Origin of the sequence: Streptomyces sp. NPDC048483, assembly GCF_040651455.1 — a bacterium.
GTDB lineage: Bacteria > Actinomycetota > Actinomycetes > Streptomycetales > Streptomycetaceae > Streptomyces.
Map to the genome: position 1 here is coordinate 1 of NZ_JBEZJZ010000084.1, position 13,719 is coordinate 13,719.

A 13,719-nucleotide genomic window follows, 5' to 3' on the forward strand; every position below is an offset into this window, starting at 1 on the left:
CTGTCCGCCGAGGAGGGCGTGGCCCTCTTCGACGCCGCGCTCGGAACCACCGAGCCCATGGCACTCCCCGTCCGCCTGGACCTCGCGGCGCTACGTCAGCAGGGCGACGTCCCCCCGCTGCTGCGCGGCCTGATCCGTACCCCCGGCCGGCGCACGGCGGCGGTCGCGAAGGCTGTCGACGCCGCGGCCGCCTTCGCTCAGCGCCTGGCCGGCCTGTCGGCGGCAGAGGGACGCGAGGTCGTTCTGGACGCCGTAGGCGGCCAGGTCGTGGCGGTGCTCGGGCACGCCGGAGGCACGGAAATCGACCAGGACCGCGCTTTCCTGGACCTCGGTTTCGACTCTCTGACCGCGGTCGAACTCCGCAACCGCCTGAGTGGCCTCACCGGAATCCGCCTGCCGGCAACTCTGCTCTTCGACTTCCCGACGCCGGCGGAACTCGTCGACCACCTTCATGCCCGGATCGCACCCGAGCCGTCCTCCGGTCCGGAGGCACTCCTCGGCGAACTCGAAAGGCTGGCAGAGACCTTCGGCGGACTCGAGATCACGGAGGAGATCCACAAGCAGATAGCCGGCCGCATGGAAGTCCTCAGGGCAAAATGGGACGCCCTGCGGGACACCTCCGCGGCATCCGGGCGCGACGACTCCCGGTCCGACCAGGACTTCGACTTCGAGTCCGCCTCCGACGAAGAGGTCTTCGACCTCCTCGACAACGAAATCGGCCTGTCCTGACCCGAAGAACCGGCCCGCACCGGTAACTCCCGAACACCATCGGGCCGATTCGACCACCGTCACTGTGCGCCGCCGAACAGCTCGGCGGCGCACAGTGCTGCACCGCGGCGGAAGCCCGGCACGGGAAGACCTCGTAGCACTCGGCCTCGCCCTGTCCGGGTGGCAGTTCGCCGCGCGGTGGACACGACGCCCCCTGCCGGCGGCGTGCCGGGAGGGGGCGTTCTTCCCCGCAGACTGTCAGGACTTCTCGGCAGGCCGGCAGGCCGGACAGCCGGACACTCGGTCAGCCAGCCGGTCAGCCGGTGAGCAGTGCCTCCCGAAGTTGCTCCAGATCCTGCTCGCTCAGGCCCAGCCCGTCCCGCAGATAGGCGTCGAAGGTGCCGAAGCGGGCTTTGACCTCGTCGAAGGACGCGTTCAGGTACTCGGCCCTGGCGTCCAGGATCGGCTTGAGACGGGCGGCGATCTCGGGGGTCTGCTTGGCGAGGGTGGCGGCGTTGCTCGCGGCGAGGTAGTTGTTGGTGGCCAAGTAGTCCCGCATGACCGTGTCGCGGTCCACTCCCAGGGCCGTGAGCAGGGCGGCGGTGGCCCAGCCCGTACGGTCCTTGCCGCCCTGGCAGTGGTAGGCCAGCGCGTGGGAGCCGGGGTCGTTGGCGTGGCGGAACAGCGAACGACAGGCTTCGATCGCGGAGGGTTTGGAGACGAGCCGCTGGTAGGACTCGACCATCATCTGTCCGGACGCCTCGGCAGTGGCGGGCAACTCGCTCTGGATGTCCCCGCCGAGGACATCGGCGGCGACGTAGCGCGCGCCCGCGGGCACGCGGTCCGGGGTCTCGGCACGCTCGCTCGGCGTGCGCAGGTCGAAGTCCGTACGGATGCCCAGGCGCTGGAGCTTGGCCAGGTCGGCGTCGGCGAGCGCGTGCAGGTCGTTGGTGCGGTACAGTACGCCCATCTTCATCCACCGGCCGTCGGCGGTGCGATGGCCGCCCGCGTCGCGGAAGTTGGCGGCGCCCTCCAGGTGCAGCGAGCGGTCGGCGAGGGTGAGCGGGTCGCCCTGGTCGGGGACGAGGCGGAACCACTGCCGGTCGATGGCGGGCAGTCCGCGTACGGTGACGTCATCCTCGGTGCCACCGTAGGCCACGGCCCTTCCGCCGACGTAGACGGTGACCGAACCGACACCGGGCGCCTTCCAGGACACGCCGAACGAGCCGTCCTCCTGCTGGGTCACCGTGGCGTCGGTGAACAAAATGCCGTGCGCGGCAAGCGATGCCTGTGGCGCGTGCCGGGTCGCTCCGGCGGGCGCGGCGAGGGGCTCGGCCGAGGCGTGGGGCGCGGTGACCGGCACTGCCGATACGGCGGCCACGAATGATACGGCGGTACGGCGGGCGGCCAGCACCGCCGCCGCGGAAGGGTAGTCCATGGTGGGACCGTACGGCCCGAAATAGCATGAAATTGCCTAGTGTTGACTAGGAAGCCGCACCCGCCCGAACCAACTCCCCGCCCGCCAACTCCCTGCCCCTCAGCTCTCCGCATCCATCAGCTGAAACAGTTCCTCGTCACTGGCCGACGCCAGGTCAAGAGCCCCGGACGCCAGGTCCAGATCCTCGCCGGGGCCGGCGGCTGTACCAGCGCCCCGCCCTGCCGTCACCGCCTTCAACCGTGCCACCGTCTCCTCCGAGACCTCCGCACCGGTCGTGAGCAGGAACTCCAACTCGGCCACGACAGAGGCCACATCGCGCGCCGCGGCGGTCGGCCGCGCGAGCCGTTCGCGTACGAGACGGACGACGGCGTTCGGCGTGGGGTAGTCGTAGACGAGCGTGGCGGGAAGCCGCATGTCCGTGGCCGCGATGAGGCGGTTGCGCAGTTCGACGGCGTTCACCGAGTTGATGCCCATCTCCTTGAACGTGTGGTTGCCCTCCTCGCCGAGCGGCTGCCGGCCGCCGAGCACGGCCGAGGTCTCGGCGAGGACCAGGGCCCGTACGTGCGCGTCCTGCTCGGCGTCGTCGAGGCCGGACAGGCGGGCGGCCGGCCCCGGCGGCTCCTCATCGCCGGGCGTCCCGCCCACGGCAGCATCCAGGGCAGCCACGACGCCTCCGACGGCAGCCGAGCCCACCGGAGCCGACGCCGGCCAGAACCGCCGCCGCTGGAACGCGTACGTCGGCAGCGGAACGGGCCGGGCCTCGGGAAGCACCGTGTCCCAGTCGACGGGAACGCCATGAGCGTGCACCCGGGCGACCGCGGTGAGCAGGGCGTGCCGCTCCGGCACTCCGGCGCGCAGACTCGACACCATGGCGGCCCCGGGCTGCGGGTCGTCCGACTCCAGACACTCGTCGATCATCGGTGTGAGCGTCGGCTCGGCGCCCAGCTCCAGGAACCCGGTGACGCGCTCGTCCCGGAGTCGGCCGATCGCGTCCTTGAAGCGTACGGACTGCCGCATGTGCCGCACCCAGTAGTCCGGGTCGCGCGCCTCCTCGCCGGTCAACAGGCGTCCGGAGACGGTAGAGATGAGGGGAATGGCAGGCGCGGCGTAGGACAGGGTACGGACGACCGCGCGGAACTCCTCCAGTATGGGGTCCATCAGCGGCGAGTGGGCCGCCATGCGCACCGCGATCCTCCGGGTCTTGTGGCCGGCGGCGGCGAGCTGCTCCGTGAGCGCGATGAGCGGGGCTTCGACGCCCGAGAGGACGAGGGAGTGCGGCCCGTTGACGGCCGCGATCGACACCGTGTCCGTCAACTCCGCCAGCCACGGGGCCACTTCGGCCTCCGTGATGCGTACCGCCACCATCGCGCCGCCGGGCGGCAGCGTGCCCATCAGCCTGCCCCGGGCCGCCACCAGGGTGCACGCGTCCTGGAGAGAGAGCACGCCCGTCACATGAGCGGCGGCGATCTCGCCTGCCGAGTGGCCCACCAGGTGGTCGGGGACCACGCCCCAGGACTCGAACAGCCGGTACAGGGCGACCTGGACGGCGAACAGCGCGGGCTGCGTGTAGGTGGTGTCGTCGAGGAGGGCTGCCTCCTCGGAGTCGGGAGCCGCCCACATCACCGAGGTCAGGCGCCGCGCCAGCAGGGGATCCAGCGTGGCGCACACCTCGCGCAGTGCCTGTCCGAAGACGGGGAACGCCTCGGCCGCCTCGCGCCCCATGCCGTTGCGCTGGCTGCCCTGCCCGGGGAAGACGAAGGCCAGCCCGCCCGGCGCGGTGTCGTGCGGAGTGACGCCGACGGTCCGCTCACCGCGCCCGAACTCCGCTGTCGCGGAAAGCAGTTGAGCCCGGTCGGATCCGGTGACGACGGCCCGGTGCCGGTGCAGGGCACGGGTGGTGGCCAGGGCATGCGCGACATCCCGGGCGCGCAGACCGGGGTCGGCGGCCACGTGCTCGGCCAGGCGTCGCGCCTGCGCGCGCAGCGCGGTCCGGCTCCGGGCGGACAGCACCCAGGGCACGGCCGTGTCATCGGCCGGCTCCGGGACCCGATCCGCCCCGGACGCGCTCCGTGCCTCCTCCGGCATCTCGCCCGGCGCCCCGTCCGTTTCCCCTTCCCCGCCCGGCGCCTCTTGGAGGATCACGTGCGCGTTGGTCCCGGTGAGCCCGAACGAGGACACCCCCGCCCGGCGCGTGAGTCCGCTCTCCCGTGGCCAGGGCCGGGCCTCGGTCAGCAGCTGTACCGAACCGGCGGACCAGTCCACCTTGGCCGAGGGGGCGTCCACGTGCAGCGTCCGCGGCAGGACGCCGTGGCGCAGCGCGAGCACCGTCTTGATGACCCCGACGACCCCGGCGGCGGCCTGCGTGTGCCCGATGTTCGACTTCACCGACCCAAGCCACAACGGCCTTGCCACAGGCCGCTGTTGGCCGTACGTGGCCAGCAGGGCCTGGGTCTCGATGGGGTCGCCGAGGGGAGTGCCGGTGCCGTGCCCTTCCACGGCGTCCACGTCCTGCGGCGTCAGCCCGGCGTCGGCCAGGGCCTGGCGGATGACGCGTTGCTGTGCGGGCCCACTCGGTGCGGTGAGCCCGTTGGAAGCGCCGTCCTGATTCACGGCGGAGCCCCGTACGAGCGCCAGGACGCGGTGTCCGTTGCGCCGGGCGTCGCTCAGCCGCTCCAGCAGCAGCAGCCCCGCGCCCTCCGACCACGCGGAGCCGTTCGCGGCGTCGGCGTACGCCATGGAGCGGGAGTCGGGGGAGAGCGCGCGCAGCCGGGAGAAGTGCGCGAAGGGCGCCGGGGTCGCCATGACGGTGACGCCGCCGGCCAGCGCCAGGTCGGTCTCGCCCGACCGTAGGGACCGGCAGGCCAGATGCAGGGCGACGAGGGAGGACGAGGAGGCGGTGTCGACCGTTATCGCCGGGCCTTCGAGCCCGTAGGTGTAGGCGATGCGCCCCGAGATCGCGCTGCCGGCGGTCCCGGTGACGAGCATGCTCTCCCACGTGCTGGGCGTGGCGGACGCGGTGGCGCCGTAGCCGCGGTCCATCGCGCCCGCGAACACGCCCGTACGGGTTCCCCGCACGGACTCCGGGTCGATGCCCGCCCGCTCGAAGGTCTCCCAGGCCGTCTCCAGGAGCAGTCGCTGCTGCGGATCGGTCGCGATCGCCTCCTGGTCGGACAGGCCGAAGAAGCCCGCGTCGAAGTCGCCCGCGTCGTGCAGGAAGCCGCCTTCGCGCGCGTAGGTGGTACCCGGGCGGTCGGGATCCTCGTCGAAGAGCCGGTCCAGGTCCCAGCCGCGGTCCTCGGGGAAGGGGGACATGGCGTCGGTTCCGTCGGTGAGCAGCTCCCACAGGGCCTCGGGGGAGCCGGCTCCGCACGGCAGCCGGCAGGCCATGCCGATGATGGCCACCGGGTCGGCACCGTCCGCCGAGGTCCGACCCGGCTCTTCACGGGACGGCTCCTCCTGCTCGGCCAGTACGCGTGCGACGGCCCGCGGGGTGGGGGAATCGAAAGCCAGCGTGGTCGGGAGCGGCAGCCCGGTCTCCTCCCGCAGCAGATTCCGCAGCCGTACGGCGTGGAGGGAGTCGAGGCCGAGCTGACGGAAGTCGGCCTCGGGGGAGAAGGGGACGGACGTGCCGTCACTCCCGAGCACCCGGCCGACGCAGTCGCGTACGAGTTCCAGCGCCTCCTCGACCGTGTACGGCGGGATCGCGCCGAGCCGGGCCGGAACGGACACCGCCTCGAGGTCGGCGAGCAGGCCATGGAGTGCCTGGCGGTCGAGCTTCCCGGCGGGGGAGAGGGGGAGCTCGCGCACGGAGACCAGTTCGAGGGGGATCTTGTGGTCGGCGAGCCCCAGCCGGCGCAGGAACGCGGCCACTTCGGTCAGGCCGATCGTGCGGTCCGCGTGGTCGGTCACGACCAGGCACGGGTACTCCCCGAGCCGGTCGTCCGGTGTGCCGGCCACGGCCAGCGGGCCCAGGCCCGCGAGGCCCGCGAGCAGCACCTCCACCTCGGTGGCGCTGAACTTCCGGCCGCCGGTGTTGATCAGTTCGGTCGCCCGGCCGTGCAGTACCACCACGCCGTCCGCGCCGATGGCTGCGAGATCGCCGGTCCGCAGCCAGCCGTCCTCGGTGAGGGCCGAGCGCGTCAGCTCCGGCTCGCGGAAATAGCCACGGAACAACCCCGGCCCCCGGTACTGGAGTTCACCGGTCTCGTCCGCCGCGCACACCTCGCCGTGCTCGTCGACGACCCGCACGTCCACGCCGCTGACCGGTGCTCCCACACTGCCCTCGGGGTCGTCGGCCCGGGTGCGGGTGCCGGTGCCGATCTCGGACATCCCCCACACCACGACCAGGTCGCAGTCGAGGACGGCGCGTACCTGGGCGGCGAGCGCGGGCGCGACGGCGGCCCCCGCCGTACGCACCTGGCGCGGCGCGAAGCCCGCCGGCTCGTTCGTCCTGGCCAGCTTGCCGACGACATCCCGTAGCTGAGTGGGTACCGCGAAGACGACGCGGGGGTCGTGCTTTCGCGCCAGCTCCAGGAAGCGGTCCGTGTCCCAGCCGGTGAGCAGCACCTGCCCGCAGGCGGCGAACAGCACCGCGTGCATGGCTTGAAGACCGAACAGGTGGGTCATCGGGCAGGCCGTGAGGACCGTACCGTCGAAGGCGTCGGCGGCCTCGGCGGTGACGGCCGCGGTGTTCGACAGCAGGCCGTTGTGGCTGTGCACACACAGCTTGGGCCGCGCCGAGGTCGTCCCGGACGAGGGGATCAGGACGAGCGGCATGCCGGGGGTGACGTCCACCGGCCGGGGCCCGCTGCCCGCCCAGGCCGCCAGCAGCCCGTCCAGCGACCCGGCACCCGCCTCCCGACACCCCTCCTCCGATGCCCCGGTCAGCAGCACCCCGCGCAGTGACGGCACACTCTCCATGAGCGAACGGGCCGTCGCGGCACTCTCGCTGCCGGAGGCCGACAGGACGAGCAGGTCGGGTTCCGCCCGGGTCAGCAGCGCATGGACCTCGGAGGCCGTGGTGCCCTGGTGGACGGGCAGCAGCACCGCTCCGACGGCCGCGACGGCCAGGTGCAGGGTCTGCAGCTCCCAGCAGTTCGGCAGCTGCACCGCCACCACGTCGCCGGGCGCGACGCCCGACTCCTGTAGGCCGCGGGCCAGCGCGCCGACGTCCGCGCGCCACTGCGCCCACGTCCATGAGCGGTCCCCGTCGACGACGGCCACGGCGTCGGGAGCGGATTCCACGGCGGATTCGAACACATCGGACAGCGTGAAGCCGCCCAGTACAGCCGCCGCGTCGGTGGGCGGCTGGATCGCGTAGTCATCTGTGTGGACGGGCACCATCACTCCCGGATCTCAAGCACTCTCGTCAGGTGTGGGGGCAGGCCGGGGTTCGGACACCGGCGCCTGCCCGGGCCGGGTTTCAGCCCGGGTCGGGTCTCAGCCTTCGTGCACGGTGATCGCCCGGGACGGGCACAGGGCACCTGCCAGTCGGGCCGTGGACTCCTGGTCGGCGCCGGGCTCGGCGAGGAGGGTGACGAGTCCGTCGTCGTCCTGGTCGAAGAGCGCGGGCGCGTTCAGCACACACTGGCCCGCCCCCACGCAGCGGTCGGGGGCAACGGTGATGCGCATGTCGATGTCTCTCCTGCGGTGAAGGTGGGCCGCCCGGCGGCCGGTGGCACGCGCCGCCGGGCGGACGGGGCCGGGTGGTTACCAGCGGACCGGAAGCTCGTGCAGCCCGTAGAGCACGCCGTCGTACTTGATGCCCAACCCGTCGACGGGCACGTCGAGTTGGAGGTTCGGGATGCGTTCGAAGAGCTTCCGGTAGGCGACCTCCATCTCGACTCGCACCAGGTTCTGCCCCAGGCACTGGTGCACGCCGTAGCCGAAGGCCACGTGGTGGCGGGCGGACCGGGAGGGGTCGAACGTGTGGGGGCACTCGAAGACGCTCTCGTCGTGGTTGGCCGCGGCGACCAGCGGCACGATGCCCTCGCCCGCCTTGATGAGCTGCCCGGCGATCTCCACGTCCTCGACCGCCACCCGCAGGGACACCAGGTCGGCGACGGAGTGGAAGCGCAGGGTCTCCTCCACGGCCCGATCGTCACCCACCCACTGAGGGTGCGTCAGCAGCGTCACCACGCCGAGCGCGATGTTGTTGGCCGTGGTCTCGTGGCCGGCGATGAGCAGCAGCATCAGTACGCCCGACAGCTCCTGGGGGCCGATGGCGCCGTTGGCCAGAAGTCGGCTGACCAGGTCGTCGCCGGGCCACTTCTCCTTGATGGCGATCAGCCGCATGACGTAGCGCAGCAGGTCCTTGCCGGCGGACTTGCGCTGCTCTTCGGTAGCGGAGCGGAGGGAGACCAGGACACGGGTCCTGGACTCGAAGAACTCACGGTCGGCGGCCGGCACTCCGAGCAGCGAGGAGATCACCAGGGAGGGGATGGGCAGCGCGAAGTCGGCGACGAGGTCGGCGGTGTTGCCGGCGGCCAGCATCTCGTCCAGGCGCTTGTCCACCGTGCGCTCGATCGCGGGCCGCATCGCGCGTACGCGCCGTACGGTGAACTCCGGGATGAGGGCCTTGCGGAACCGGTCGTGCTCGGGGGAGTCCATCCCCACGAACCAGCCCGGGATCTGATCCTGCTTGGGCACTCCCACGGTCTCCCCGACGTTGGGGAATCCCTCGTGCTCGGGGTTGGAGCTGATCTTGGCGTGGGTCAGTACGGCGCGTACGTCCTCGTGCCGGGTGACCAGCCACACCCGTTTGCCGTCGGGCAGGTGCGAGAGGACCAGCCCCTGCCGGTCGCGGTAGTCGGCGTAATGGGGCGGCGGGAACGGCACGCCGGGCTCGCGCAGCGGAAATTCGACCACCAGCGGATCCGCCGGGGGTGCGGCCGGGTCCGTCACCTCCGTGGCCGGAACTGCCTGTGCCGAGGCCGGGCAGCTTCGCGACACGGCCGGGCCTGTGTGCGTCATGGGTGGGTATCCCCTCTCGAACGGTCCGTCAGCCGGCGTCGTAGAACGCACGGATTTTGTCGATCACGAAGTCCTGGTCGGCGGCCGTGAGATCGGTGTGCGTGGGCAGATACAGCCCGTCCTCGGCAAACGTATTCGCCTTGAGCGAGGGCCACTCGGGTTGGAAGTACATGGGCTGCCGGGACATCGGCTTGAAGAACAGCCGGGTCTCGATCGACTCATTGGCAAGGAACTCCCGTAGTTCCTCGCGGCGTTCGGCCCGCAGGTCGTACATCCACAGCACATCCCGTGGCGGCATCAGCGTGATACCGGGAATACCGGCGAGCCCCTCGTCATAGCGCCGCTCGATCTCACGCCGGGTTTCGAGGATGTCGTCAAGCCGTTCGACCTGGCCGAGTGCAATGGCGGCCTGCATGGCCGTCATGCGGAAGTTGTAGGCAACTTTCTTGTGCAGGAAACTGTGGTCCTTGGTGAAAGCCATGGCCCGCAGGTGTGCCAACTGCCCGGCCAGCTTGGGGTCGTCGGTGAGGCAAACGCCGCCCTCACCCGCCGTAATGATCTTGTTGGCGAACAGCGAATAGCACGCGATGTCCCCGACCGGACGGATGCCATGGGCCTCCGCACTGTCCTCCACGACCCGCAGGTTGTACTGGTACGCGATATCCATCACCGCGTCCATGTCGCAACGCCTGCCATAGATATGGACCGGCATCACGGCCTTTGTACGCGCCGTGATCTTCTCCTCGATACGGGTGACATCGATATTGAGGTCGTCCGCGCAGTCCACGAACACGGGCGTCGCACCGGTGTAGGTGACCGCCCACGCCGAGGCGATCATCGTGAACTCCGGAACGATGACCTCGTCACCCGGGCCGATACCCAGCGCCCGCAGCGCCAGCGTGAGCGCCGCCGTCCCCGACGAACAGGAAACGCCGTGCGCGATCCCGTTGTACTCAGCGAAGGCACGCTCGAACCTCTGGACCATCGGGCCCTGAGAGGATATCCAGCCGTCCTTGACGGTGGTGGTCAGATACTCCAGCTCTCTGCCGTCCAGAGCGGGCCTGGACACCGGGTACTTGAAAGACATCCGCTGCCTCTTTCTGGTCTTCCTCGTAGTCCTCGTACGTACGTGGGTGCTCGCGCGGCCTTACGCCGGGGCCAGGGCCGAATGCCCGAGGATCAGCTCGGCAGCGGTCTCACGGCCGCCCGCCGCACGCTGCAGGGCACCGAGCCGCTTCGCGTTCTCATGGAAGGAAGGGGTCTGAAGCACCCGGGTGAGCTTGTCGATCACGTCGTCGACGTCGATGTCCCGCGGCCGGTCGAGGGTCAGACTGATGCCGAAGTCCCGGCCGCGCACGGCCTGGTCGTAACAGTCCACCCACAACGGCCGCACCACGAGCGGCTTGCCGAAATACACGCCCTCGTTGAAACCATTGCCGCCGCCATGGGTGAAGAACACCTTCACCTTCGGATGCGCCAGAACATCCAACTGCGACGGAACCCAGCTCTCGATACGGAGATTTACCGGCAACGACTCCTTCGGCGGCAGCAGATGCTGCTGTCCCGACGGCAGTTTCCACAGCACCTGGTGCCGCCCCTCAAGCCGACGGGTGACCTCCACCATGGAATTGACCTGGTTCTGGGTGAGTCGGGTGATCGTCCCGAACCCCACATAGACGACCGAGGACTGTTCATCCAGCCATCGCGAGAGATCGTCGTCCTGCTGGGCTTCCGGCAATGGCGGCACCATCGCACCGACCAGCCGCACCTTCTCCGGAATGCCAAAGGGGTAGTCCAGCTCGGCGATCGAATTGCACAGCACCAGATCGGCGTGCTCGATCCGCGCCATCGGACTGAGCGGCCCGAGCCCGTGCGCCTTGCGCCGCCGGTTGTCCTCAGCGATCACCTTGCCCATCTCGGGCGTGCAGAACATCGCCAGCGTCCGCCACTTGAAGAGCGCATTGCTCATGCGCTGGGTGAGAGTCATCGGGCGCGGCAGCCCCGTGTGCGGCACGGGGTAATCCCGCGGGGTGTAGCCCTTGGCGAAGGGAGTGAACGCCGTGAGCACATTGCTCGGCACAAACGGCACACTCAGCACGAACGGAATCTTCCGAGAAATCGCCAACTCGATCCCGAAAGCACTGATGCAGTCGATGACCATCAGCGCCGGCCGCACCTCGTCGACAACGGCCGCCAGCTTACGGAACTTCTCCTCGTGCCGCCCAGGCTTGTAGGACTGCCGGATCACCGCGCGATGTGCCTTGAAACGCGAGGACTGGGTTATCTCGCGATAGACCGCGTCGTCCCACGTCACCGCCGACAATTCGGTGACCACCTCACCCAGCGAGGCGAACTCCACCTCGGAACCGACCGAGATCCGCTTCACATCCTCGCGCCGGGGCTCATCCGTGGCGAACCAGAGATCCGGCACATTCTGGCGGGAGAGCTCTTCGGCGAGCACGAGCAGGGGATTGGCCAACCCGCTCTCCGGAAGACTGACGAAGAGGATCGGCCGTCGGGCGGATTCCATGGATTCCCTTTCGCGAGGACAGACGGGGTTCGGCGAGCACACCCTCGTGCGGATCGACTGGCCGCACCCCCCTTTGATCTCACGCCACCCACCGGAAAATCCGTAGAACCGTCCGGCATTTCGGGGCGGGAGCGAACCGACTGCCGGATGCCGTGCCGGAGACCGGTGCGCCAAGGTGCCGGCACATGCCGGACCTCCGCCACCGCGAACGCCGCGTGGCGGGGCTGCGAACTCCTGCCATGCGGCGGCACATCGGCCCGCTTCCAGTGGAGCGCTCAGGACGCGGTCTTGACGTCCTCCGCGATGATCCGCTCGATGTTTCGCTCGGCCAGGGCCGTGATGGTCACAAAGGGGTTGACCCCGATGGACCCCGGAATGAGCGCGCCGTCCGTGACATAGAGGTTGCGGTAGCCGGCGACCCGGCCGTACCCATCGGTGGCCTTGCCCAGGACACAGCCGCCGAGCGGGTGGTAGCAGAAGTCGTCGGAGAAGTTCTTCAGCTGCGGCCCGAACAAGTCGTAGCGGTACATCGTCGTGTTGGCCTTGTTGATCCGGTCGAAGAGCGACCTCGCGGCGTCGACCGCGGGCGTGTTCTGGTCCCGGGTCCAGCGCAGCACGGCCCGGTCGCCGGCCTTGTCGTAGACGAAGGTGCCGCGCTCGGGGTTCTTGGTGATCGCCAGATAGAGGCTGACCCAGGTCTCCAGGCCGGCCGGCATCGGCGCGATCTCCGCGAAGACCGGGGCGGCGGGGTTGTTCCAGTCGTCGATGCCCAGGGCGGGAATCGACGACTGGTGGGCACCGGTGGGGTTCCAGACGTGGTTGGCCCGGCCGGTCATGATGTTGCCGTTGGGGCCCCAGCCCTCGCCGACCTCGGAGTTGAGCTCGGGAAGCGCACCGGTGTCCCGGGCGCGCACCAGCAGTTCGGTGGAGCCGAGACTGCCGGCGCCGAGGAACAGATGGCCACAGGCGATCTCCTTGTGGGCGACGGCCTTGCCGTCGGCGTCGATCTGGTCCACGGACAGCACATAGCTGCCGTCCGGCTGCTGACGGATGGCCTTGACCTGGTGCAGGGTCTCGATGGTGACCTTGCCGGTGCCGAGCGCGGCGGCCAAGTAGGTCTTGTCCAAGCTCTGTTTGCCGTGGTTGTTGCCGTAGATGACCTCGCCCGCCAGCGCGGACTTGGGCACCTCACCGGCCGCCTCGCGTCGCATGTGGCCGAAGTCGTAGACGTTGGGGACGAAGGTGGTGCTCAGGCCCGCCTTGCCCGCCTGTTCGCGCGAGACCCGCGCGAACTTGTACCACTCCGTCTCCTCGAACCAGCCCTGGTCGATGTGGTTCACCTTGAGCATGGAGTTGGCGCGCGGGAAGTACCGCTCGTACATCTGTGAGGCGTCCACGTGCGGCAGCACCTCCTCGAAGTACGCGCGCTTCGGTACGACGGCCATGCCGCCGTTGACCAGCGAGCCGCCGCCGACACCCCGCCCCACGTACACCGACATCTGGTCGAAGTGCACCTTGTCCAGCACTCCCGCGTACGGGGTGATGTCCCGGTTGATCACATCCAGCCACAGGAACGAGCCCAGCGGGGCCTCGGTGCGCGACTTGAACCAGCTCGACCGGCGGTCGGGCGTGAGCATTCCGCAGAAGACGTTGCCGTCGTCCGCGGGCTTGTTCCACAGCTGGCCCATTTCGAGCATGAGCGTGGGAATCCCGGCCTCGCCGAGCCGCAGCGCGGATACCGCGGCGCCGTATCCCGTACCGATCACCACGGCCGGTACGAACGAGCCGCTGTCGGCCTGCGGACTCCGCCTTTCGGCGGCCGAGGCACGTGGGGCGGCGGAAATCGTGGTCATTCCGGTGACGGCGGCGCCAGTGAGCGCTGCCATTCCGAGCAGACGGCGCCGCGACAGATGCTGGTTTTGCTGGTTCTCGAACACGCTGATAGTACCCCGACCTTCGCCAACAGGATTTTTCCCCGCAGGGCTGTTCCGCGGGGCTGTTCCGCGGGGCCGTCCCGAAGGGAATCGCGGGCTGTCCATCGGCCCGAGCCGCCGCGCGCCCCCATCCTCGG

At 69.9% G+C, this 13,719-nt stretch carries 8 protein-coding genes; 1 reads left to right on the forward strand and 7 read right to left on the reverse strand.

The features are described 5' to 3' along the window. A partial coding sequence (locus AB0D04_RS31360; RefSeq protein ID WP_362710140.1) for a phosphopantetheine-binding protein occupies positions 1 to 729 on the forward strand: 729 nt, incomplete at its 5' end. 295 nt (positions 730 to 1,024) lie between these two features. Here AB0D04_RS31360 and AB0D04_RS31365 read toward each other — a convergent pair. The 7 genes from AB0D04_RS31365 to AB0D04_RS31395 form a co-directional block, all read right to left on the reverse strand. Beyond that, entirely contained in the window at positions 1,025 to 2,146 is a 1,122-nt protein-coding gene (locus AB0D04_RS31365; protein ID WP_362710142.1) for a tyrosine-protein phosphatase, read from the reverse strand. A gap of 99 nt (positions 2,147 to 2,245) precedes the next feature. After that, complete coding sequence (locus AB0D04_RS31370) at positions 2,246 to 7,489, reverse strand: beta-ketoacyl synthase N-terminal-like domain-containing protein (RefSeq protein WP_362710145.1); 5,244 nt, start codon at positions 7,487 to 7,489, stop codon at positions 2,246 to 2,248. Positions 7,490 to 7,585: 96 nt separating this feature from the next. Then, a complete protein-coding gene (locus tag AB0D04_RS31375) occupies positions 7,586 to 7,777 on the reverse strand; it encodes a ferredoxin (protein WP_362710148.1) in 192 nt (63 codons plus the stop codon). 78 nt (positions 7,778 to 7,855) lie between these two features. After that, positions 7,856 to 9,049 carry a cytochrome P450 gene (locus tag AB0D04_RS31380; protein ID WP_362710151.1) on the reverse strand — a complete coding sequence of 398 codons (1,194 nt, stop codon included), beginning with the start codon at positions 9,047 to 9,049 and terminating at the stop codon, positions 7,856 to 7,858. Positions 9,050 to 9,146: 97 nt separating this feature from the next. After that, positions 9,147 to 10,205, reverse strand: coding sequence for a DegT/DnrJ/EryC1/StrS family aminotransferase (locus AB0D04_RS31385; protein ID WP_362710154.1), 1,059 nt, complete (start codon positions 10,203 to 10,205; stop codon positions 9,147 to 9,149). Positions 10,206 to 10,265: 60 nt separating this feature from the next. Then, positions 10,266 to 11,648 (reverse strand): glycosyltransferase, encoded by a 1,383-nt coding sequence (locus AB0D04_RS31390; RefSeq protein ID WP_362710157.1) that lies wholly within the window; start codon positions 11,646 to 11,648, stop codon positions 10,266 to 10,268. Positions 11,649 to 11,923: 275 nt separating this feature from the next. Next, a complete protein-coding gene (locus tag AB0D04_RS31395; RefSeq protein WP_362710160.1) occupies positions 11,924 to 13,534 on the reverse strand; it encodes a GMC oxidoreductase in 1,611 nt (536 codons plus the stop codon). Positions 13,535 to 13,719: the final 185 nt, after the last annotated feature.